At 68.4% G+C, this 23,180-nt stretch carries 18 protein-coding genes and 2 pseudogenes; 13 read left to right on the top strand and 7 right to left on the bottom strand.

What is annotated here, in order from left to right; all coding sequences use genetic code 11:
• Positions 1–42 precede the first annotated feature (42 nt).
• Together OG587_RS29810 and OG587_RS29805 are read left to right on the top strand one after the other, a co-directional pair.
• Positions 43–1,065 (top strand): hypothetical protein, encoded by a 1,023-nt coding sequence (locus tag OG587_RS29810; RefSeq protein ID WP_329080965.1) that lies wholly within the window; start codon positions 43–45, stop codon positions 1,063–1,065.
• Between the two features lie 106 nt (positions 1,066–1,171).
• The gene (locus OG587_RS29805) at positions 1,172–2,734 is read left to right on the top strand and encodes an FAD-dependent oxidoreductase (protein WP_329080963.1); all 1,563 of its coding nucleotides are present in this window, start codon (positions 1,172–1,174) and stop codon (positions 2,732–2,734) included.
• Positions 2,735–3,066: 332 nt separating this feature from the next.
• On the opposite strand, the gene OG587_RS29800 is transcribed toward OG587_RS29805, so the two are convergent.
• On the bottom strand, positions 3,067–3,966 hold the full coding sequence (locus OG587_RS29800) for a tetratricopeptide repeat protein (RefSeq protein ID WP_329080961.1): 900 nt from the start codon (positions 3,964–3,966) through the stop codon (positions 3,067–3,069).
• 455 nt (positions 3,967–4,421) lie between these two features.
• Between OG587_RS29800 and OG587_RS29795 the strand changes: the two genes are divergently transcribed.
• The 3 genes from OG587_RS29795 (at position 4,422) to OG587_RS29785 (ending at position 6,482) form a co-directional block, all read left to right on the top strand.
• Entirely contained in the window at positions 4,422–4,793 is a 372-nt protein-coding gene (locus OG587_RS29795) for a VOC family protein (protein ID WP_329094054.1), read from the top strand.
• A 406-nt stretch (positions 4,794–5,199) separates the two neighbouring features.
• Positions 5,200–5,532, top strand: a complete 333-nt coding sequence (locus OG587_RS29790) for a PadR family transcriptional regulator (protein ID WP_329080959.1) — start codon at positions 5,200–5,202, stop codon at positions 5,530–5,532.
• Positions 5,529–6,482, top strand: a complete 954-nt coding sequence (locus OG587_RS29785; protein WP_329080957.1) for a hypothetical protein — start codon at positions 5,529–5,531, stop codon at positions 6,480–6,482. The genes OG587_RS29790 and OG587_RS29785 overlap by 4 nt, the downstream gene beginning before the upstream one ends.
• Before the next feature lie 179 nt (positions 6,483–6,661).
• On the opposite strand, the gene OG587_RS29780 is transcribed toward OG587_RS29785, so the two are convergent.
• The 3 genes from OG587_RS29780 to OG587_RS29770 form a co-directional block, all read right to left on the bottom strand.
• On the bottom strand, positions 6,662–9,181 hold the full coding sequence (locus OG587_RS29780; protein ID WP_329080955.1) for an excinuclease ABC subunit UvrA: 2,520 nt from the start codon (positions 9,179–9,181) through the stop codon (positions 6,662–6,664).
• Positions 9,182–9,352: 171 nt separating this feature from the next.
• A complete protein-coding gene (locus tag OG587_RS29775) occupies positions 9,353–9,880 on the bottom strand; it encodes a pyridoxamine 5'-phosphate oxidase family protein (protein WP_329080953.1) in 528 nt (175 codons plus the stop codon).
• 643 nt (positions 9,881–10,523) lie between these two features.
• Positions 10,524–11,333 (bottom strand): alpha/beta fold hydrolase, encoded by an 810-nt coding sequence (locus tag OG587_RS29770; RefSeq protein WP_329094053.1) that lies wholly within the window; start codon positions 11,331–11,333, stop codon positions 10,524–10,526.
• Positions 11,334–11,403: 70 nt separating this feature from the next.
• Here OG587_RS29770 and OG587_RS29765 point away from each other — a divergent pair, with 70 nt between their 5' ends.
• From OG587_RS29765 to OG587_RS29745, 5 genes are all read left to right on the top strand, one after another.
• Positions 11,404–11,787 carry a MerR family transcriptional regulator gene (locus OG587_RS29765; protein WP_329080951.1) on the top strand — a complete coding sequence of 128 codons (384 nt, stop codon included), beginning with the start codon at positions 11,404–11,406 and terminating at the stop codon, positions 11,785–11,787.
• A 918-nt stretch (positions 11,788–12,705) separates the two neighbouring features.
• Positions 12,706–14,271: a serine hydrolase domain-containing protein gene (locus tag OG587_RS29760; RefSeq protein WP_329080950.1), complete on the top strand. Its 1,566-nt coding sequence runs from the start codon at positions 12,706–12,708 to the stop codon at positions 14,269–14,271.
• A 164-nt stretch (positions 14,272–14,435) separates the two neighbouring features.
• Entirely contained in the window at positions 14,436–15,251 is an 816-nt protein-coding gene (locus tag OG587_RS29755) for a MerR family transcriptional regulator (RefSeq protein WP_329080948.1), read from the top strand.
• Positions 15,252–16,046: 795 nt separating this feature from the next.
• On the top strand, positions 16,047–18,785 hold the full coding sequence (locus tag OG587_RS29750; protein ID WP_329080947.1) for a helix-turn-helix transcriptional regulator: 2,739 nt from the start codon (positions 16,047–16,049) through the stop codon (positions 18,783–18,785).
• A gap of 48 nt (positions 18,786–18,833) precedes the next feature.
• On the top strand, positions 18,834–19,133 hold the full coding sequence (locus OG587_RS29745; protein ID WP_329080946.1) for a cupin domain-containing protein: 300 nt from the start codon (positions 18,834–18,836) through the stop codon (positions 19,131–19,133).
• A gap of 8 nt (positions 19,134–19,141) precedes the next feature.
• On the opposite strand, the gene OG587_RS29740 is transcribed toward OG587_RS29745, so the two are convergent.
• The gene (locus tag OG587_RS29740; protein WP_329080945.1) at positions 19,142–19,489 is read right to left on the bottom strand and encodes a DUF1330 domain-containing protein; all 348 of its coding nucleotides are present in this window, start codon (positions 19,487–19,489) and stop codon (positions 19,142–19,144) included.
• Positions 19,490–19,544: 55 nt separating this feature from the next.
• Positions 19,545–19,913, bottom strand: a complete 369-nt coding sequence (locus tag OG587_RS29735; RefSeq protein WP_329080942.1) for a nuclear transport factor 2 family protein — start codon at positions 19,911–19,913, stop codon at positions 19,545–19,547.
• Positions 19,914–20,108: 195 nt separating this feature from the next.
• On the opposite strand from OG587_RS29735, the pseudogene OG587_RS29730 reads away from it, so the two are divergent.
• Together OG587_RS29730 and OG587_RS47290 are read left to right on the top strand one after the other, a co-directional pair.
• Positions 20,109–20,747, top strand: a pseudogene (locus OG587_RS29730) (DUF4158 domain-containing protein); the annotation flags it as partial.
• A gap of 66 nt (positions 20,748–20,813) precedes the next feature.
• Positions 20,814–20,957 (top strand): annotated as a pseudogene (locus OG587_RS47290) (Tn3 family transposase); the annotation flags it as partial.
• A gap of 228 nt (positions 20,958–21,185) precedes the next feature.
• Here OG587_RS47290 and OG587_RS29725 read toward each other — a convergent pair.
• Positions 21,186–21,779 carry a TetR/AcrR family transcriptional regulator C-terminal domain-containing protein gene (locus OG587_RS29725; protein ID WP_329080940.1) on the bottom strand — a complete coding sequence of 198 codons (594 nt, stop codon included), beginning with the start codon at positions 21,777–21,779 and terminating at the stop codon, positions 21,186–21,188.
• A 69-nt stretch (positions 21,780–21,848) separates the two neighbouring features.
• Between OG587_RS29725 and OG587_RS29720 the strand changes: the two genes are divergently transcribed.
• On the top strand, positions 21,849–23,084 hold the full coding sequence (locus OG587_RS29720; protein ID WP_329080938.1) for a beta-ketoacyl-[acyl-carrier-protein] synthase family protein: 1,236 nt from the start codon (positions 21,849–21,851) through the stop codon (positions 23,082–23,084).
• Positions 23,085–23,180: the final 96 nt, after the last annotated feature.

Here is a 23,180-nt window from a genome sequence, read left to right as displayed (position 1 = left end):
TCTTAGCCTGGGCGTCCTCATCCCACAGGAAGGACCAGTGCAATGAGGGCCAAGGGCATCAGCTACGACACCGGTTTCGTCCGCAATGGCGGGTTCTCCCGCGAGCGCTTCAACCCGGACGTGGTCAAGCGCGAGCTGGAGATCATCCGGGACGACCTGCACTGCACCGCGGTCCGCGTCATCGGCGGTGATCCCGAGCGGCTGGAACTGGCCGCGACGTACGCCGCCGACCTCGGCCTGGAGGTCTGGTTCTCGCCCTACCCTCTCGAACTGACCGCCGAGGAGACGCTGTCGCTGTTCGCCGACTGCGCTGAGAGGGCGGAACGGATCCGGCGGCGGGGCGCCGAGGTCGTGTTCGTCGCCGGCGCCGAGCTGAGCCTGATGAACAAGGGATTCCTGCCGGGCGACACCCAGGAGGACAGGCTCGGACTGCTGACTCAGCGAGATCGCCTGGCCGAGCGGGTCGGCGAGCTCAGCGCACGGGTCAACGACTTCCTCGCCGACGCCGTGGCCCTCGTTCGCGAGCGATTCGGTGGCCGGATCACGTACGCCGCCGTACCACTCGAGCGCGTTGACTGGGCGCCCTTCGACATCGTGGGCGTGGATCTCTACCGGTCGGCCGAGGTCGCCGGCCAGTTCATCGAGGGCGTTCGTACGCTCGTCGCGCAGGGAAAGCCGGTCGCGATCACCGAGTTCGGCACCGCCGCCTACCGCGGCGCGGGCGACAGGGGCGGCCGCGTTCTGGAGGTCCTCGAATTCGATCAGGAGACCGGCGCGCCGATCCGTTTGAACAGCGAGTACGTGCGCGACGAGGTCGGCCAGGCCACGTACGTGCGCGAACTGCTGGAGATCTACGACGCCGCGGGGGTCGACAGTGCCTTCGTCTTCGTCTTCGCGCTCGACAACTTTCCGCACCGCCCCGACGGCGATCCCCGCGACGACCTTGACCTGGCCAGCCCTGGCATCGTCAAAGTCCTCGATGACCGCCGCGGGGACACCTACCCCGACATGCCCTGGGAACCCAAGGCTGCCTTCGCCGCCCTCGCCGACTACTACTGCGGCTGACCACGTCGCAAAGACCGCGCCCCCCAGCGAGCCGCACCGGCCACCGCCCGGGCGCTTCAGCGCTTCATCCGTCCTACCCCTTTTGCGGGCGAACAAAGGAGTACACATGATCACAGATGTCGTCATCGCTGGCGGCGGTCCGAACGGGCTGATGCTGGCCTGCGAACTGAGCCTGGCAGGGATCCGGCCGGTCGTGCTGGAGCGGCTGCCGGAGCCGAGCGAGGAACCGAAGGCGAACGGATTGCTCGGCCAGGTCGTGAAAATGCTCGACCGCCGGGGGCTGTGTGAACGTCTCAGTGGTAGCCCAGAACCGCCGCAGCCGAACTCCGCGTACTTCATGTTCGGCGCGATGGGCCTGGACCTGAGCCTGCTGGAGGACAGCCCCATCTATGCCCTGCCGGTGCCGCAGCGACGCATCGTGCAGGTTCTGCAGGAGCGTGCCATCGAACTGGGCGTGGAGATCCGGCGGGGACATGAGGTCGTCGGCCTGTCGCAGGACGACGACGCGGTCACCATCGACGTCACGAGTCCGGGTGGGGCGTACCACCTGCGGGCTCGGCACCTTGTCGGCGCGGATGGAGCCCACAGCACCACGCGCAAGCTCTCCGGCATCGGATTCCCCGGCATCACCTACGACCGGATGACTGTGCGCTCAGCGCATGCGACGGTCCCGGCGGACTGGGTCGATGCTGCGACCGGTGCGCTGAACGTGCCCGGCTACGGCGCTGTTTCCCCGTTCATGCCCCATCGCACCGAGCGCGGAGGGTTCTCCTACGCGCCGATGCCTGGCCACCCGCCGCTGGTCAGCACCACAGAGTGGGACCAGCCCACGACGGACGCCCCGATGAGCCTCGACGAGTTGCGGGCGAGCATCCGCCGCGTGCTCGGCGTCGACGTGCCGCTTGGTCCGCCCGACGGCCAAGGACCGCACGCGCTGCGCCGGCTGACCGGCGGTAACACTCGGGTCGCCGAACGGTTCGCCGACGGCCGGGTGTTCCTGATCGGTGACGCCGCCCACGTGTACGCCGCCACGGGGGGCGGTCCAGGGCTCAACCTCGGCCTGCAGGACGCGGTCAATCTCGGCTGGAAACTCGCCGCCGAGATCCGGGGAAGTGCCCCGTCCGGACTGCTGAACAGTTACGAGACAGAGCGGCGATCGGCCGCTCAGCGCATGGTGCTGAACGCGCAGGCACAGGCGGCCCTGATCGCCCCCGGCAGCGATGTCACCGGACTGCGCGAGGTGTTCACCGAACTGCTCCGCGACCCGAGCACCGTGCAGCGTCTGGCCGAACTCACCGCGGGCGCCGACGTCCGCTACGACATGGGCGAACGCGAGGCGCACCCGCTGATCGGCCAGTTCGCCCCGGACATGGAACTGCACACCCCGACCGGGCCGGTCCGGCTGGCCGAGCTGACCAGAACCGCACGTCCCCTGCTGCTCGACCTGACCGAAAGAGCATCGCTAGCAAAAACACTTGCCCTGCGCCACGACCAGGTCGATATCGTCGCCGCGCGCTCCCAGGCCCCCGCGCCCACCGCCCTGCTCCTTCGACCGGACTGCTATGTGGCCTGGGCATCCGCATCACCCCAACCAGATCCCATGGAGATCGAAACACTCCGGGCAGCCTTGCAGCGGTGGTTTGGTGTCGCCGAACCCGCCCACACCTAAAAGGAAGCACTGGAGACGCCGACGGAGTGGATGAAGGCGCCCGCGACGGTCCCGCGGGGACGGCTGGGTCGCAAGTCGTAAGCGTTGACCCGGGCACGTACATGGGCAATTCAACGCTTGTCTTCGTGCGGCGCGAAGCCTCCGCTTAATTGCCTTACAACCCCAGGTAATCCTTCGGGCATGTTCGCCGAAGTCCACTTGCTTCACTGAGGCTTCGTTCGGACTTCGGATAACTTCTCGGGCCCCTATGGCATGCTGCACCTCATCGTCGTGGCCACGCAGACCGGGCCACCGGCCAGCCCATCATCCGATCGCTGATCGCCTACGACCTTCTACTCCGGCCTGCAGATGTCGGCGTATGACGTGGCGTAGTAGGACGAAAACTCTTCGTGATGTGGTTCGGGTACCTCTTTGACGAGGGTTGCTGCCTCGCTCATCACGGCTCGGGCGGCCGGTGTGTCTCCGGCCAGGTGGTATGTCCTGGCAAGGGTGACGAGCATGAATGCCTCCTGGCATCGATCGTCACCCTGTTGCGTCTGGGACAGCGCCTGGCGGAGCAAAACACGGGCCTCTTCCCGCCGACCTTTGGCAACATAGACCTGAGCCAGATAGTCAACGATGCGGGACTCCTGGTAGGCGTCGCCTGCGGCGTGGGCCTGGGTCATCGCCGTCGCCAGGTGCTCGGCCGCGTCATCCAGTTGGCTGAGCTCCTGGTAGGTGACGCCGAGCATGCAGTGGGCATGGGTCTCGGCCGCCCTCCATCGCGCTCGGCGGGCCAGGTGTAATTGCCGTTGCGCGGTGAGTAGCGCTTCGGCCCATCGATTCGATAGCACCTGCACTCTGGCGAGGTTTCCCAGGACTCGGATTTCGCCGCGCTCGTCTGCCAGCCGACGGGTCAGTGCCAGGGCCTGCTCATAGAGGTCGTGCGCTTCGTCCAGCCGTCCCAGGTGGCTGAGCGCTATCGCCAAGTGGTCCAGGGCATAGCTTTCCGACGAGGGATCGCCGAGCTGCCTGGCGACCTGGACCGCGAGGCGGTGCATGGCCGCGGAGTCCTCCATCAGGTGGCGTTCCCGCTCCAGGAGCCAGTACAGACTCCGTGCCAATGCCATCCCGGCCCGGCCCAGCCGGTCGGGTTCGGACCGGCGCGCCCCCGCCTCCGGCCCGCGTACGCCCGCGGCCGCCGACAGCGAATCGAGACCTTGGTCATAGAGCCCGGGATCACCGCAGGTCAAAGGCTACTTCGTTGGAAATTTCTTCATTACTACCGGGACCCCGACGGATGCAGACCGAACCGCTCAACCGCAAACGGTGGAAGACCCGCCGAAACCCGGGATCGGTCTGTGCCGTCTGGACGGCTGGCGATACGACGACGCGCTCTTCGACGACGTGGTCACCGTGCTCGGCCAGTCCCCCGCTGACGGCACGAAGGGCACGTGCGGAAGCACTGCGCTGGACGCGCTCCGCCGAGTGAGACAGCCCCGCACTTCTGGCACCACACCGCTGTTGATCTCTTCAGGTTCGTAACGGTACAGGCTGCGGGGATCGCCGAGAGGGACGGCCTCGTCGTGATCCGGGACCGGCGTGTCGGCGTGTCGTCCGGGGAGGGCCCGCCACCGGAGATGGCCAAGGACGAGGTGAGCCACGAAGGAACGGCTGCGTGCGACTGATGCCCGGTAGGGTGCCGACCATGGCTTGCCGCATTTCCGAACTGATAATCCCTTGCCGGGATCCGCAACGGCTGGCGGCGTTCTGGTGCGAGGTGCTGGGCTTCATCGTGCTCGACACCGACGACGGCGCGGTGGAGATCGGACCGCGGGAAGGGTTCGGCGGATTGCAGCCGACTCTGATCTTCAGCCCCACCACCGAGCCCAAGTCGGGCAAGCTGCGGCTGCACTTCGATGTCAACGCCACCGACCGTGATCAGGACGCCGAACTCGAACGTCTCCTGAAGCTCGGGGCGCGCCCGGCCGACGTCGGCCAGACCGGCGAGGAGCCCTGGCACTGCCTGGCCGACCCCGAAGGCAACGAATTCTGCCTTCTGCGAGCCCGCCTGAGCTGAACGTCGGCCCGCACCGGCAAACAACCCCTATGTGAGGACTTCGCGCGCATGACGCCGCCTGCTCTTTAGACCTGACACCTTTGAAACGATTGTCGCCCTGGATGATCGAGGTCGGGCGAGCTGTTTCATAGGTGTTCACCTATGAAACACGTCAGCGGCCAGGAACGACGGCTGCCTGCTTGCCCGTCGCTCGGTCCCGCACCGTGGGCGGCTGTTCGGGAACTGGACGTTGAACCTCACCCCGGCCCGAGCGGACCCCGACCAGCCGTCTTAACCCGGAACCACGCGCGCTGTTCCCGCCCTCTCCCACCTGATGCCGATCGGGTCCAGCGCCGACAGCGGGTGCAGGGGTCTTGTCGATCAGGGGTCACCATCAATAGAAAGATCATCGGTATATGATGATCGAATGAGATCGATGCAGGAACCCACTTTCCTGATCCTTACCGCGCTCGTCGCCGGTCCTCAACATGGGTATGGCGTCATCACCGACGTCGAACAGATCTCCGCGGGCCGGGTACGGTTGCGCGCCGGAACCCTCTACGCCGCCTTCGACCGGCTGCAGGAAGAGGGCCTCATCGTCGAGGATCGCGAGGAGATCGTGGACGGCAGGGTCCGGCGGTACTACAGGCTGACCGATGACGGGGCGACCCGGCTGGCGGCGGAGGCCGAGCGGATGCGCCGTCACGTGCGAGCGGCTTCCACGCGGCTGCGCGCCGCCGGTCTTGGAGGAATGGCGTGAGCTCCCTCGAAGCCCGATACCGGCGGCTCCTGGCCTGCTATCCCTATGATCACCGCACGCGGCACGAGGAAGACATGATCGGCGTACTGCTGGCCGGATCACGGCCCGGCCAGACCCGCCCGCACCTCGTCGACATGGCCGATCTGCTGGCAGGCGCGGTTCGCATGCACTACCGGCGGGCCTTCGGCACGGTGTCGGCGCCCGCCTGGCGGGACGCCGTGGCCGTGGGCATGGCGCTGTGGCCTGTTCTCATCCTGACCGACACGCTGGCCCGCCAGGTCCTGTCGCTGGCACAAAGCGGCCCTGGCCTGCTTCACTACTGGATGCAAGAGCCGTGGTCGCTCCTGCGCTGGGCCGAACCGATCATCGTCTTCGCCCTGCCCGTGCTCGCGGTCGCGCTCCGCCACCGGGGGATCGCCACACTGGGCGCGCTTGCTTTCATGCTGTATCTATCGGACAGCTTGCACTTCACCCTGGCCCTTGGCGAACCGGACAGACTGTTAATGCCGAACGTCGGCCTGCCTCTCCTGTCGCAAGTGGTGGCGGTCGCCGTCGCTTTCACCCGTCCGGCCCGCACCGGGATGTCGCTCATCTCCCGGCGCACACTCATGCTCTGGATGCCGTTCGGCCTGATCGGGTTGGCCGCCGGCAAGGTCGGCAGGCACGTGCTCGATGCGGCCACCAACCATGAGATCGCACTCTGGAAACCTGTGCCCTGGCTCATCATCATGGCAGCGGCAGCGGGATACGCGGCAGGATCCGTGGTGGGACGGCGCGCGGCACTGCTGCTGTTGCTGCCCGTAGCGGCGCTGGGTGACCTCGGAAAACTCCCTTCCCTGCCCGCCTCGGTGGCCCTTGTGCAGATCGGCTGCGTGCTCAGCGCTTTCGCCATGGGGACGATGCTCGCGCGCCGGCCGGTCGGACGTGATCCTGCCGCTCGTAGGCACTGACCTTGTGATCGGCTACGCACATCGGATGCCACCGACATCCTTCAGGACGACGTGGGAGCCGCGCGGCTCGGGCCCCGGATCCCGTACCAGTCCGTCACCGACTCAAGGGGCGGGCGCTCGTCCGCGGAGAGGGCGCGGACGACAGTGCGGGACGTGATGCAAGACCGCGCCCCGCCCCCTCAGCGGCGCGCGCCTTCTCGCACTTCCAGGAGCGGCAGGCCCGCCGCGTACCGCCGGAAGAAACCGGCGGTCGGGGTGTCCGCGTCCGCGACGACGTCCGGGGTGCCCTCCGCGACCACCGCACCCCCGGCCGGACCGGCTCCCGGCCCCAGGTCGATCACCCAGTCCGCGGACGCGGCGACGGGGATGTCATGTTCGGCCACGACAACGGTGTTGCCCGAGTCGAGCAACACATCGAGCGCGTCCACCACACGCTGGATGTCGGACGGGTGCAGGCCCGAGACGGGTTCGTCGAGAACGACGAGGCCGGCCTTGCGGCCCGCGGCACCGCGCTGGATCGCGGACGCCAGCTTCAGCCGCTGCGCCTCGCCGCCGGACAACTCTGTGGCGCTCTGGCCGAGCTGGAGATAGCCAAGCCCGACCTGGTTCAAGGCTCCCAGGGTTTCCGCGAGTTGCCGGGGTTCGGAGAACTGCTCCACAGCCTCGGCGACGGTCAACTCCAGCACCTGGTCGATGGCCAACCCCTGATACCTGATTTCCAAAGCCTCCGGCCTGTAGCGCCGCCCCTCGCACGCGTCGCAGACCACCCACACATCCGGCAGGAAGTGCATGTCGACCAGCTTGCGGCCATAACCGGTGCAGGTTTCGCAGCGGCCGCCACCTGCGGTGTTGAAGCTGAACCAGGAGGCGTTGACCCCGCGTCCGCGCGCCACGTCGGTTTCGGCGAACAGCTTGCGGACAACGTCGAACGCCTTGCTGTAGGTGGCCGGGTTGGACCGCGGCGTCCGCCCGAGCGGTTCCTGATCGACGACGGCGACCCAGTCGAACCCCTCGAGGCCGGTCACCTGTCGCACCGTGTCGGTCGTCGTCCCGTTCAGGGCGGCCTCCACGCCCGCCGCGAGCGCGCCGAGCAGGCTGCTCTTGCCGCTGCCGCTCACCCCGGTCAGGCAGGTGAGCCGACCGGCGGGGAAACGCACCAGGTCCGCGGTCACGTTGTGCGCACGCAGGCCGTGCAGCTCCACCCAGCCGGTGTCACCCCCGGCCGGACGGCGGGTCCGGCGCAGCCGCGGCCCCTTACCGGCCAGATAGCGCCCGGTCAGCGACGTCGGGTGGGCGGCCACGTCGGCGGGAGGACCCGACACCAGGATCTCACCGCCGAGGCGGCCCGCGCCGGGCCCCATATCGATCACCCAGTCGGCCCGGGCGATCAGCTCAGGGTCGTGCTCGACCAGCAGCACCGTGTTACCGGCCTTGCGCAGCTCCAGGGCGATGTCGAGCAGGTGCGCCTTGTCCGCCGGATGCAGCCCGGTCCCGGGCTCGTCCAGGACGAAGACGATGCCGCTCAGCTCGGTGCTGAGCTGCGCGGCGAGCCGGGTTCGCTGCAACTCCCCCCCGGACAGCGTCGCCGCGCTCCGAGACAGCTGGAGATGGGCAAGACCGAGCCGGTCGAGGATCCCGAGCCTGCGGCCCAGGTCCTGTAGCAGCGGCTCCCCCACCTCGCGCTGCCGGGCGTCCAGGTCGTCCGCCACGCGCTTCGCCCAGCTGCGCACCTCCCGTACTTCCACCTCGAGCAGGTCGGGATAGGTCAGCCCGCCGAGCCGCACGGATCGGGCCACCTGGTCGTACCCGCTGCCGCCGCAGGTGCCGCACGGCTGCTTGCGCATGTACGGCAGGTAGCGCTGCTTGGCGCTGGAGGTCTGGGCGTTCACGAACACCCGCTCCACCTCGGCGAGCGCGCCCCGCAGCGGCTGGCTCGAGGTGTAGGTCACCGAGACCGTCTCCTTCTTGTTCGACATGTCGACGGTCGCCTCGATCTTCTCCTCCCCCGTGCCGTACAGCACACGGTGACGGAACTCCTCAGGCAGCGACTGCCACGGCCGGCCGAGGTCCACCCCCCGCTTCTCGGCAAGCGCCGGTATGAACGCGTGCTCCCCCGACCGCCACTTCGCGTACCAGGGCGAGGCCCCCTCGAAGAGCGGAAGCTCCGGATGGGTGATGACCAGGTCCTCCTGCGCCTGCCAGCGCCCGCCCACCCCGTGGCAGTCCGCGCAGCTCCCTTCCGGCGTGTTGCGGTCGAAATGAGCGGTCGTCAGATATCCGTCCCCACTCTCCGCCGCCGGATCCGCGCCGATCCCCGGAAGGCGCGAGTACAGCAGCCCCAGATGCCCGTCGATGCCGGTGATCGTCGCGACCGTGGACCGGGGGTTGCGGTTCAGACGGCGCTGGTCGACCGCGAGCGTCGCGCCGAGTCCCAGGATGCGGTCGACCTTCGGCCGATTGCGCTGGGTGATGTACTGCCGCACGAACGGCGAAAGCCCCTCCAGATACCGCAGTTGGGCCTCATTGTGCAGGGTGTCGATGGCCAGCGAGGTCTTGCCGCTGCCGCTCACTCCGGTGAAGGCGATGAGCCGCCCCTTGGGAATGCTCACCGTCACATCCCGCAGGTTGTTGGTACGAGCCCCCACCACATCGATGGTCTCGCACCCCATGATCTCAACGTTCCTTACGAACGCGGTCAACCTTCGTCCATCCTCTCGCAACACAGCAGAACATGGGCGGACAGGCGCCCACCCATGCCGAACAAACCGATCACGCCACTACGCGGCGGCCGCTCGTCACAATGGCGCTGAGCGGCCGCTTCGCCAGATCTCTCAGCACGTGGCCGGTCTCGATGCGGCCCGTGCCGCCGATCAGGGCCGAGACACCTCGGTGAGCTTGTCGACGCCGGGGGCGTAGGCGGTCATCCAGTGCGGACGCAGCCGGTAGTAGACCACATCGTTGTCCCAGTCGAAGAAGTCGTCACCGTAGAAGTCCTTGAGGTAGGCGAGCAGGTACGGCCAGTCCGCGGCCGGCTCGCCGTGCTGGGGGTTGAGGATCTCCACCGTGCCGTGCGTGAACACGCCCAGATCCTCCCCGCGCATGTGCGCGGCGCTGACGGCGGGGCGGACGGCGAGATGGCGGGCCTTGGCGGCGCCGCGCGCCGTGCCGAAGAGCCACCTGCCGTGCAGGAAGTGCCCGTCCACACCGCTGATCCGCGGCTCGCCCTTCGCCGTCACCGTGGACAGGGCCAGGGTGCACATGCCGGTCAGGATCCGGGTGACGTGCTCCGCTGTCAGGGTGTTCTCGGTGACGATCGAACGGAGGTGCGAGGTGGAGCGGGAAAGGGAGGCTTCCAGGAGAGCCTGAAGCTCCTTGAGCTCCTCGGGTGTTTCGCGCATTGAAGTCCTTGTCTATCCGTGAGGCCCCGGTCCGCACCCACATCGGTGCCGACCGGTGAATCCATGATCGCCCTAAAACTTGACGTCTTGTGTCATGTTTTTTATCTGTTCTGCGGACGCCGCCGGATCGATCTTGAGGTAGGGCGTGCAGCTACGTTGCCGGATCGCTTGGCCTGCTGTTCTGTGAGAACGCCGCCCGTGCGCCCCATGTGACGGCACCGGCGAGCCCTACCACGGTCAAGGCCGTCCAGGGCAGTATGGTCACTCCTGCGGTGGCCAGCAGCAGCCCGCCGATCAGCGCACCACCACCGATGCCCAGGTTGAACGCGGCAACGTACCAGGATGAGGCCGCGTCGGGGCGGTTGCACCCAGCCGGAGTACGGCTGTCTGCGGGCTCACCGGCAGGGACGCCAATGCGAACCCCCACAAAGCAATGGCCGTCGTAGCGATCGGTGACAGATGGGCGCCAAGGCCCAGCGCGGCCAGTGCGATGGCCATCAATGCGGCGGCACCGGACATGACCAGCCGTGGTCGCCGGTCCACGAGCATTCCGCTGTGCTGATCGCGAGCACGACCAGGCCGGCGCGTCGGCGCGAGGAAGCCGCAGCGGACGCGCCGGCCTGCTCGGTATCAGGAAGAGCCGTCACGCCGAGCGCGGGACGATCGTCGCGAGGAACTCGCGAACAAGCCGCAGCCAGGTCGCGCGGTCGGGTTCCTCCAGAACGTGCGCGGCGCCGGGAAGCTCGACGAGCTTGGCTTCAGGGATACCAGCGGCCAGGCGGTGGGAACTGTCGGGCAGGACCAGACGGTCACCGGTCGGCACCACGACCAGGGTGGGTACGGTCACTCGCGCGAGGTCCTCGCGCACATCCACCCGCGACACCAGATCGAAGTGATCCACCGTTCCCGGTGGCATCCCCTCCTGGGTCTGCGCCACCATGGCGTCAAGGTCGGCCTGGGAAATCTCCGCCAGACGCGCCGGCGACAGGCACGACAAGCAAGCCAGCCGAGCCACGGCGCTCCACTCACCCGCACGGGCCAGCGTCTTGACGAGCTGGGCGGCCAGCGCCAGGACCGGGTCCGCGATGGGGAACCCCGCGGTGAGCACGAGTGCTGTGACCCGCTGGGGATGCCGTCTGGCGATCCGGACCGCCACGGCACTGCCCAGCGACTCACCCAGGACGGCGAAGGAGCCGTGTCCCTGCGCGATGGCGGACGTCACCAACTGGTCGGCCAGCTCATCGAGCTGCAGCGGTTCCGTGGCGACGGGTGTGGCGCCGACGCCCGGGTAATGCGGGCCGATGACGGTGTGGTCACGTGAGAGATCGTCGAGGACCAGGCCGAAGTTGCCGTGAATCCCACCGCCGGCACCGTGGGCGAGCAGGAGCGCGGGGCCGTCGCCCTGTACCAGAACGTCGAAGCGAGGCTGAGGAAGCGCGTATTCGTTCATCATGCCGGCCACGCTAAACTCCGACACCGATGTCAGAGTCAAGCCCGATTGGTGTGAGGCAAAACACATGCGCATGAAGGAGATGGTCCGGCGCACCGGAGTCCACGAGCGGCTGCTGCGCTACTACGAGCAGCAAGGACTACTCACCCCCGAAAGACTGCCAAGTGGCTATCGGGTCTACAGCGACTCCGACGTGGAAACGGTGCGCCGCATCCGCTGCCTCCTGACCGCTGGACTCACCACTACCCTGATCGGCCGGGTCCTGCCCTGCATCCGTGCGGAGGAGGAGCGGCTCGTCCCCGCCTGCCCCGACCTGGTCGCCCAGCTGCAGCAGGAACGGCAACGCATCACCATGGCCATCCAAGAGCTGCAGACGTCGCGCAACATGCTGGACGTCGTCATCACCGCCGCACCACACCAGACGGAGAGGCAACCGGACACTCCCCTTACTGGTTGAGCTCTCCGATGACGCTCGTGCTGCCCAGCGACAGGTGCTGAGCCTCACCGAAGTCGGTCGCGACGGGGTTGCTGCGGCGACTACGAGAACCGGCCGACCGCGACATCACCCGCTACTTCACCATCCTGGCGCTCCTCTCCCAGCTCCCAAATGTCCGCAACCGGTTATCGACAGCACTCACCTGCGGTTCGGTGATCGAACCGGCGAGTGTCGACAGACGACCGTTAACCATCAAGATCATTATCGCCGCCAACGGCTGCCCCGCTGCTACTCACGCCCGTCACCGCCGAACATGACCCACACAGTCGCCGTCGCCCCCCCGAACAGCACGAATACCACATATTCGCTGGTCAGGAAAATGTGTTGGATTCGCGGCAGATACTGCGGTAACCCTGGGTGTGGTTGCCGCATTACCTGGTGCCGTTCACCCAAATCGCCGAGCACGCACCCGGGCTCGCCCCCTGGGCCAACGGAACCCGGACCCGGTCTCACCCGTGAACCGGGCTCGTCAGCCCGACCGGACCAGGGTCCCGGTAGTAATAGACCGCATCATTACTGATCAGCGAAACTCGTTGGTTTGCGGCGATTACTACCGGGACCCGGTGAAGACCTCGATCTCCGGACCGTCGCCGACTCGCCCCCGGCCGGGGCGGGTACCCGGTGCTCATCACCGGCTACGCCTGCAGCACCGCGCATTTTCGCAACCCGTCCGGCCACACGGACGCCCGGCGCGCCACGTTGCCCGCCGAGGTATTCGGTTCCTTCTTCGGCTGTTCCGGTGGCCGATCGCCTTGCGGAACACCACTGAAAGCGGCTGTGAGCTAGATCACGGTTGAGGTTGACCTTGGGTCAAGGTGAAAGCTCGGCGCAGCGGCACAACGCCGACCGGACATAACAGACTTGAAGGAGTACACCACCATGTCCATCACCCTTTCCGACCAGGACAAGAGCACCCTGCGGACCGCCGCGTACGGCGCCGTGTCGCTGATGGCCGCCGCGGACGCCATTGGCAAGCCCCACAAGACCGCCATGAACGGTTCCGTCGCCCTGGCCTCGGCGACCGGCCCGATCGGGCACGTGCTCGCCGCGAAGTCGAAGGACATCGACCTGAAGAGCAGGTCCGCCGCCGAACTCGCCGACCAGGTGCTTCCGGCCCTGACCGTGGCCATGAGCCTGCTGGAGAAGCAGGATCCGGTCGAGGCCGACAACTTCCGCGGCATCGTCCTCATCGCCATCGACGCAGCCACCCAGCTCCGCCAGGGGGCACCCAACCCCGCCCTGGCCGAGATGGCCCGCAAAATCACCGCCGCCCTCGACGCCGCCGGGGTGACCACTGCGGACAGCGGGGCTGCGCCGGCGGCTGCTGCCGGGAAGGATCGCCCGGAGCTGCAGAAGGCCATCGAGGAGATCGTCGATTCCGGTTTCGTCGGGGTGACGATGCGCGTGAACGATGAGCGGGGCGAGTGGGTCGGCAGCGCCGGGGCGGCCGAACTGGGCGGGACCGCCAAGCCGCCGATCAACGGACACGTCCGGATCGGCAGCAACACCAAGACCTTCACCGCGACCCTGGTGCTGCAACTGGTAGCCGAGGGCAAGATCGGGCTGGACACCCCGGCGGGGGCCTATCTGCCGGAGTTCGGGCTGGACGAGCGGATCACGGTGCGGATGCTGTTGCAGCACACCAGCGGGGTGTTCAACTTCAGCGGCGAGGTCAACGCCGACGGGACGATCGCGCCGGGCATCCCCATCCCCTACAGCACCACCGGCAAAGAGTGGATGGACAACCGGTTCAAGACCTACCTGCCGCAGGAGCTGGTGGAGCTGGCGTTGTCCAAGCCGCCGCGGTTCGAGCCGGGAACGGGCTGGAGCTATTCCAACACCAACTACGTGCTGGCCAGGCTGCTGATCGAGAAGGTCACCGGCCACTCGCTCGCCGAGGAGATGCGGCGGCTGATCCTGGGGCCGCTCGGGCTGTCGGGCACCATGGTGCCCGACGGTCCGGAGATCCCCGGCCCGCACGCCCACGCCTACTACCGCTATGAGAACGCCGGCGAGCACAAGACGATCGACATCACCCGCCAGAACCCCTCCTGGATCTCCAGCGGCGGCGACATGATCTCGACCACCCAGGACCTGCACACGTTCATCTCCGCGCTGCTGGGCGGCAAGCTCCTGCCGGCCCCGCTACTGGCCGAGATGTGCGCCCCGCACCCGACGGGCATCCCGAACATGGCCTACGGCCTGGGAGTGTTCGTGCTGACCACGGACGGCGGCGGCACCCTCATCTCCCACAACGGCGCCGCCGTGGGCCACGCGGCGCTGATGTACGGCACACCCGACGGCAGCAAGACCCTGACCGCCGCGCTGAACTGCGTGGACGACGCCGACCTGTCCATCGCAGCAGCATTCCAGAACGCCCAGCAAAGGCTCCTCAACGAGGTGTTCGGCGGCGGGCAGGCCGATCCGGCTCAGCCCACGAACTGAACACCTGTAGCCCGTACGCCTCGAAGGACGGCCCTGCCGATCGTGCATCAGGGAAAACGCGAACCGGGGCCTGGCCGAGCTCAACGAGCTCGGCCTGGCCCGTCCATACGCTCGGTTACGGTCTGCCTGGTCGCCGAGCTTGAGCACAAGGCATGATTTTGCAGATGAACGGAGTCACGATCGGGCAGGCGGCGGCATTCGTGGGCGTCACCGTGAAGACGGTGCGGCACTACCACAAGCTTGGCCTGGTGAAGGAGCCGGAACGCGACAGCTCCGGCTACCGGCGGTACGGATCGGCCGATCTGTTGCGGCTGGTGCAGGCCCGGACGCTGGCCACCGCCGGGGTGCCGCTGGCCGAGATCGGACCCCTGCTCGACGCCGATGCCGCGCTGTTCGCCGCCGCGCTCGCCGACGTCGAGCGGCAACTCACCGAACGGATCGAGGAGTTGATCGCGCGGCGTGACACGCTGCACCGGCTCGCCGATGGTGACCGAGCTCTGCTGGGCGACCGCGCTGTGGCACTGCTGGAGCGGATGCCCGGCCTCGGATTCCCCGCGGACGAGGTGGCGGCCACCAGGGAGGGCTGGGTGCTGGCCAAGGCCCTGGTCCCAGAAGGCTTCGACGACTACCTCACCCATTTCGAGCACGCCCTGCAAGACACCCGGCTCGTCGCCTTGGGCAAGCGCGTAGCCGAAGCCGCGGCCTGGGAACCGGACGACCCCCGCATCGCCGAGCTCGCCACCGCCGCGGCCGACCACTACCTCGCCAACCCCGCACTGCTGAAGACCGTGACCGGCCTGCAAGCCCGCACCGAGGCCGCGACCCGGTACACGCTGATCGCCCAACACGGCGAAGAGCAGACGCCGGCCGCGGCGCGGCTGGCCGCGCTTTTCGAGACCAAGCTCCGCGCCGCCGGCATCCACATCCCCAGACGGGGTCCAGCCCACATAAGGTCAAAACCCACATTCAGTGGATCATGAACCGGTCTTTCCCCTGGTCGCGGCCAGGCACAGTCTGCTGAGAACGCGCCGGGCGCATGTACCGGACAACATTCCCTTGTCCGGTACATGCCGCCGAGCTGGACGGCGTTGACCTGCTCCTCCCTGCCGATCTCCGGGAACCCCGCAGCGCCTCCAACCCGAAGATCTCCAGGTCAGAACCGGGGAGCTATCGACGTTCCTCCGCGCCAAAGGCATCGTCTCGCCGCAGCGCAACAGCGCCGGCCATTACACCATCACCCTGGCACCGGGCATCAACACGCTGGCATCGGTCCCGTAGGGGACGCTGGACCAGGCGGCCGACTGGAAGGGCGAGATCTACGCCAAGGTCGTCGACGCCTCCACCGTCGCGGTGCTGACCGGAGCCAACGGCGCCGCCGCCGACGAGCCGTGCTTCTTCCTGCTCCCCTGACCACCCGCGACCCCGCCGCCGCCGACGAGGTCGATGGGACGGATACGGTCTCGCCTGCACGCGGCTGATGGCGGAAACGCCGGCCTTTGGCCGAGGAGAAGGGGCTTGAGGAACATCTCTGCGAGATCGCGCGCCAAGCCCCGTCGTACCCGGTCAGGCGGGAGCGAGGGTACAGCCCGCGAAGAATCTTGAAGTCTTGGCCCAGATGCGCCACTCGGCCCTGACGCATCTGGGCGGCGCGAGCCGGCCGCCCTGGTGGACCAAGGCTGACGTGGGCATCCTTCCGACCCGGCGGCGATCCCGCACATAACCAGGTGCCGACCGGCCCGTACGGGACAATCCCGGACGAATGCCAAGATGGGGTCATGGGCGCGGGGAAACTGCACGGGCGAAAGACCGAAGAGGACACGATCGCCGAACTCCTGGCAGGAGCCCGGACGGGCACCAGCTCGTCACTGGTACTGCGCGGCGAGCCGGGCATCGGCAAGACAGCGTTACTCGACCACGCCGCCGCGACGGCCGACGGCATGCGGCTGGTACGCGCTACAGGGGTCGAGTTCGAGGCGGAATTGCCGTTCTCAGGGCTGCAGTTATTGCTGCGCCCGGCCCTCGGATCCCTCCCCGCGCTGCCCGGCCCACAGCGCGAGGCGCTGGAGGCGGCGTTCGGACTCGGGCCGGCGGCCGGCTCAGAGCCGATGCTGGTGGGACTGGCGGTGCTCTCCCTACTGGCGGAACACGCGAACGAGACGGGGCTACTCTGCCTCGTCGACGACGCGCAGTGGCTCGACCGGGCGTCGCGGGACGCGCTTCTGTTCGCCGCCCGGCGCCTGCACGCCGAGGGCGTGGTCATGATCTTCGCAGCCAGGGACGGCGAGGGATCCTTCCCCACCCCAGGCCTTCCGGAGTCACGCCTGTCCGGGCTGACCCCTGAGGCGGCCGCGGCCCTGCTCGACCAGCATTCACTCGCGCCCGCCGTACGCTACCGCCTGCTCACCGAGGCAGGCGGCAACCCGCTGGCCCTGCTGGAGCTACCGGTCGCCCTGGCCGCCGAAGGCGGCAGCGCGTTCTCGCCAGGAGCGCTCCCCCTCACCAGCCGCCTGCAACTGGCCTTCCACGGCCAGGTAAGCCGGATGTCCGAGGCCTGCCAGAACCTGCTCCTGGTGGCGGCGGCCGACGAGACCGGCGAGCTCACCGTGATCCTGCGTGCCGCCGCCGCACTGGGAGCGGCCGTCGAGGACCTGTCCCCCGCCGAGCAGGCCGGCCTGGTGCTCCGCGGCGACGCCGACGGCACCACGATCCGCTTCCGCCATCCGCTGATCCGCGCCGCCGTCTACCAGCGAGCGCCGCTCGGGCAACGCCTCGCCGCCCACCGCGCACTCGCCGCCGCCCTCGGCTCGCCCGAGCACGCAGACCGCCGGGCCTGGCATCTGGCCGCCGCCGCCGCCGGCACCGACGAGGAGGCCGCCGCCGCACTGGAACGCACCGCCGCCCGCGCCCGCGAACGCGGCGGCCACGAGGCAGCCGCCGCGGCGTACGAACGAGCCGCCCGCCTGAGCGTCGAGCCCGGCGCCAGGGCTCACCGCGAAGCCCTGGCGGCGGAAGCGGCACTGGAGGCCGGCGATCTGGAGCGAGCCAGAACCCTCGGCGGCCGCGCGGCCCGGCGATTGAACGGGGCCCCAGCGGTAAATGCGCGGATCGCGCACGTACGCGCGCTCGCGGACTTCTGGCAGGGCTCCTACTCCGCCGCCCACCGGTTGCTGCTCGACGGCGCCGGGCTCATCCGCGACACCGATCCAGGCCAGGCCGCCGTACTGCTGACCCAGGCCGTGCACACCTCCTGGTACCTGGGGGAACAGCAGCTCGCAGCAACGCTGGAACGACTGATCGCGCTGCCGCTGGACGACGCGGATCCACTCGCGCCGGTGAGGCCCTACCTCGCCCACCTCGACCGCAACCGGTCCGATAGGCCGCCGCCGCTGGGCGACACCCTCGCGGCGGTGCGGCGGCGAGGCCGTACCCCCGACCAGGTGTTGATGATCCTCTGCGGCGCGGCACTCGCGCTGGGCCAGGACGCCGACGCCTACGAGCTGGCAACCTCGCTCGCCGCCGGGCACCGCGCCAGGGGCGGCGCCGGACGGCTGCCGACGGTGCTGTTCTTCGTGGTCGAGGGCGAGGTGTTCACCGGACGACACCTGGACGCACTCGCCACGGCGACCGAGGCGCTGAGCCTCGCCCGCGACACCGGACAGCAGCAGTGGGTCAGCCAGTTCAGCAGCGTGCTCGCCTACCTCGCCGCAGCCAAGGGAGAGGAGACCGCCTGCCGGCACAACGCCGAGAAGGGGCTGGCGGGGGCCACCGCCGGAACCATCTCCCCCGGTGCGCCGTGGGCGCACTGGTCGCTCGGCCTGCTGGACCTCGGCCTCGGCCGCGCCGAGGCGGCACTCGCCCGCTTCGAGCGCCTGACCCGCGAGCCGATGCGCCATCACATCTGCGCCACCCGCTCCACTCCCGACCTGGTGGAGTCGGCCGTACGAGTAGGGGCGCAGGAACGCGCCGCCGAGCCTCTGGCGCGCTTCGAGCGGTGGGCCGCGTCGGTCAGGCAGCCGTGGGCCGACGCGCTCGTGATGCGCTGCCGTGGGCTGCTCACCGCCGATGACCAAGCCGAAACGTTCTACACCGCGGCCCTCGAACTGCACGACCAGGACGGCCGCGCGCTGGAATACGCCAGGACCGCGCTGCTCTACGGCGAATGGCTGCGCAGGGCTCGGCGGAAGGCCGAGGCGCGCGGGCCGCTCAACGAAGCCCTGGAGATCTTCGACCGGCTCGGCATGCGGCCGTGGGCCGAACGCACCCGCGGCGAACTCACCGCGACCGGCGCCCAGGACCAAGGCCTCAGACCCGCCGAAGGCGCGGCGGCCGGCCTTACTCCGCAGGAACTACAGATCGCCAGGCTCGCCGCGCAGGGCCTGTCCAACCGCGACATCGCGGCACAGCTCTTCCTCAGCCACCGGACGGTCGGCTACCACCTCTACAAGGCCTATCCCAAGCTCGGCGTCGCATCCCGGAGCGAGCTCAAGGATTTCGCCGATCAACTGGGGCTGTGAGATCCTGCCTCAATGACAAAGCAGGTGCTACCTGGGCAAATCCTCCCCGTGAACGTCGATGAAGTCACGCCGATCGAGCTGGGCCCCGGCGTCCACGTACGGATGCTCCCAGGCATGCCGGGAATCAGGACGTGGGTGATCGACCTCGCTCCGGGCGTCGAATGGCCCGACCTCGACGTCCACGACACCTACGGCGAGGCGTACTTCGTCGTAAGCGGCGAGCTCAGCGAGGGCAACCACACCCACGGACCGGGCACCTACGTCGCCTTCGGCCCCAAGACGAGCCACCGGCCCCGTACAGAGACCGGTGTGCGCGCCTTCGGCTTCAATTACGACGTCACCGACTGACCTGACCGCTACTCGGCAGACAGCGCCTCTCGCATCGCCTTTACGGTGGCAGCCGGGTCATAGCCCTCAGGGACGCCTCCTACCAGAATGATGTCGCCCTCGATGTGCCGCGAGCGCAGCGGTGCGATCTCCCGGTACGCGGGTGACTCCCACCAGGCCCGCGCCTCGGCGATCCCAGGAAAACCGATCATCACGACGCTCCCGGGCCAGCTGCCCTCCTTCACCTCGTGTTGCGTGGCGTGCACGAGGTAGCGGCCGCCGTACGGCTCGAAGGTCCCGGGCAGACGCTCGATGTACTCGGCGATCTCCGAGTGCGGAGCGGCGTCCTGCAGGTGAGCGATGACATAGGCGGTCATGGTTCCTCCTCTGTTCCTGAATGAGCGGTACAAACCGGCCGTCTCCCCGAGATGTTCAGACTCCGGCCGGCACCTTGTCGAGGAAGCCGAGCACCTGGCTGATCCGCCCGTCGTCACCGATCACCACGACGTCGAAGCCGACGACGATCGGCTCGGCGCCCTCAGGTCCCAGGTGCCAGGTGAACCGCGCGATGTCGTGGTGGGCGTCCACCGCGTCGCCGAGGCTGAAAACCAGCCCGCCGAACTGCCCCTGGACAGCCGCGATGGTGGCGTCGAGCCCATCCCTGCCCTTGACGGAGACCAGCGGGTCGGTGTACACCGCGTCCTCGGCGAAGACCTCCGCCAGCACGGCCTGCCGCGCGGCGGCGTCGGTCTCGTTCCACGCGGTGAGGTAGCGCTGGACCAGCTCGTTCATGTCGCTCATGTCTGTCTCCTCAGTAGTCGTTCTCTCTTGTGACCACCAAATTACGCAGATAGGAACGACGGGGAATCTGACACGCTTAGGTACTTCCGTCCTCCGAAGGGAGTTCGCCTGCCTTACTGATCCGGTCGTAGATCAGACAGATCGCGCCGGACTCGGTGGTCAAAAGATCGGCGAGCGACCGGGACGCGGCAGGCCGTTGGGGCGTTCGCCGAGGTTCCCTCACGCGCGGAGCTGGAGCGTTACTTCTTCCTCGATGACGCCGATCGCGCTCTGGTGGAGGCCAAGCGGCGACCGCACAACCGGCTGGGTTATGCCCTGCAGCTGACGGCGGTGCGCTACCTGGGCGTCTTCCCCGACGATGTGACCCAGGTGCCCGGGGCGGTGGCGGAGTACCTGGCCGCCCAACTCGATATCACCGACGTGGGCTTGCTGGTCGACTACGAGACCGGGGAGATTCTGGCGCCGCCGGCGGCGGCCAGTGTGGAGGCGATCTGGGAGCACATCGAGGCGGTGGTGCCGCGCCGGGAGCTGGCCGCGGCGATCGCGGCGGTGCTGGAGTTGGCGCCGCCGCTGGATTCGGATGCCGAAGAAGCCTGGCGGGCTCAGTTGGTCACCCGCTTTCCGACGGTGCGGCCGTTTTTGCCGGCGCTGACGCAAGTGGTGGACTTCGGCGCCACCCCTCAGGGCAGCCAGGTGCTGGCCGCGCTGCGCAGCCTACCGGGCCTGTTGGGACGCAAAAGGTCACCCCGGCCGAGATCGACACCGATCTGCTGGCCGGGTCCTGGCGGCGCCTGGTGCTGTCCTCCCCTTGAAGCTGCCCGTCGAAGCGGGTGATCACCTGGCCGATCGCGCCGCGCTGCTGGATGGCACCTATCGCGAGGTCGCCGCCCGGCTGCCGGCATCGGCCTGGCCCAGGCCTGGGGCGGAGGGCTGGTCGCCTCGGTCGACGGGATGCGCTTCGTCGTCCCGGTCCCCTCCATCTACGCCCGGCCCAACCCCAAGTACTTCGGCCGCCGCGCCGGCGCCACCTGGCTCAACCTCCTCAGGCTGATTGCCTCGGCGATGGACTCCGGGGAGGGCTTGAAGTACCGGCGCAGGTTCTCCGGTTTCTTGTGCCGGGACTACATGACAGCCCCTCTCGGTGTTCGTGACACACGGTTCGTTGGATTTTTCGCGATTACTACCGGGACCCGAACGTCACTCCACCGACTCGACGCACAGGTGCGGACCCCAGCACCGACGCCTCACCGGACGGTCCGGTCCTGGTGCCGCTCATTCATGCATCGACCGTGCACGGACCGTGAGCACCCCGGCGAGGTCGATGTCGCTGGAGCGGCCGTCGAAACCGGACTCTGAGATCAGTCGCGCTCCCAGGACGGCGCTCCAGAAGGTTCGCGCCTCGGTGTCGGCGGGCCGGTCGATGACCCAGTCGTGGCATTCGAGGACCGCGGTGAGGTATCGCTGGGCCTGACGGAACAGCAGGCCGAGGTTCTGCTGCGCCAACGGCTGCAGTTCGGGCCGGTGACGCGTGATCGACATTGCCTGGACGGCGATCGGCACCGCCGGTAGTGCCAGCGCCGTGCGCGCCAGTGCCTCGCGGAACGCCTTGGGCGTGCGCTGCCGGTGGCCGATCGGTTCCAGCCGCTCGGCGTCGCGAAGCAGCATCAGGAACGCCGCGTGAACGAACAACGCGTCCTTGGATCCGAAGTAGTAGGTGATCTGGTTCGGATGGGCGTCGGCCGTGGCCGCGATCTCGGCCACGCTCACAGAGCCGAAGTCACGCTCGGTGAAGAGCACCACGGCCCGCTCCAGGAGTCGCGTACGGGTGCGTCGGCCGCGGCTGCGGGGTGGTTCGCTCGTGGACACCAGATATTTGTATGCGATACAACTAGGTTCACGCAAACCCCAGTACAGCTCTCACCTGAGGAGGTCAGCATGAGCGCGCACGACGTCGTCGTCACCGGACTGGGCGCGACCACACCGCTCGGCGGGGACGTCGCCTCCCTATGGGAGGGTCTGCTCGCGGGGCGCTCCGGCGTACGCAGGATCGACGAGTTGATGTCGTCGTTCCGCCACGCCGACGAGCTGCCCACGAAGATCGCCGCCCCCATGGCCGTCTCCCCCAACGACGTACTGTCCCGCGTCCAGGCCCGGCGCATGGACCGCTGTCAGCAGGCCGCGCTCGTCGCCGCCCAGCAGGCCTGGGCCGATGCCGCCGCACCCGAAGTCGATCCGGTCCGCCTCGCGGTGGTGATCGGTACCGGCATCGGCGGCATCAACACCCTCCTGGACCAGGATGACCTGATCGAGGAGAAGGGGCCCAGCCGGATCTCTCCTCTTGCCGTCCCCATGCTGATGCCCAACGGGCCGGCCGCCTGGGTCAGCCTGGAGTACGGCGCCCGCGCCGGTGTCTACACGCCAGTCTCCGCGTGCGCATCGGGAGCCGAGGCCCTCGCTCTCGCCGCCCAGTTGATCCGATCCGGTGAGGCCGACGTCGTCATCGCCGGCGGCTCAGAGGCCGCGATCGCGCCGCTGACCATCGCCGGGTTCACCCAGGCACGCACGTTGTCAAAGCGTAACGACGACCCCGAACGCGCCTCGCGGCCGTTCGACGTCGGCCGTGACGGCTTCGTGCTCGGCGAGGGCGCCGGCGCCATGATCTTGGAGCGTGCGGACTTCGCGGCCGGGCGGGGCGCTCGCCCGATCGGCCGGCTGGCTGGCTTCGGCATCACCTCCGACGCCCACCACATCACCGGCCCCGACCCGACGGGGGCCGGCCAGATCCGGGCGATCCTCAAGGCCGTCTCGGCCGCAGAACTCCAGACTGCGGACGTCGGTCACGTCAACTGCCACGCGACGTCCACCGTCGTGGGCGACGTAGGGGAAGCAGTGGCCATCCAGCGGGCACTCGGAAACGACGTCGTTCTCACCGCACCCAAATCCAGCATCGGCCACCTCGTCGGCGCCGCCGGCACGGTCGAGGCGATCATCACCCTTCTGTCGGTCATCAATGGTGTCATCCCGCCCACCCTCAACCTCGAACAGAAGGCCCCCGAGATCGAGCTGGACATCGTCAGCGGCGAACCTCGTAAGCAGCGCCTCGGGGCAGCGCTCTGCAACTCCTTCGGGTTCGGCGGGCAGAACGTCTCCCTGCTCTTCACCGCCCCCTGATCTCCCTGAACAACGGCAAGCCTTGCGGCCAGTTGTTCCTTGACCTGGCACGTCAAGCGGCCGCGCCACATGTGACCGCCGGCGGCGTTCAGCCCG

This window comes from Streptosporangium sp. NBC_01469 (assembly GCF_036227305.1).
Taxonomy (GTDB): Bacteria; Actinomycetota; Actinomycetes; order Streptosporangiales; family Streptosporangiaceae; genus Streptosporangium.
The sequence above is the reverse complement of the archived record's forward strand: the minus strand, read 5'-3'. Positions and strand labels throughout refer to the sequence as shown.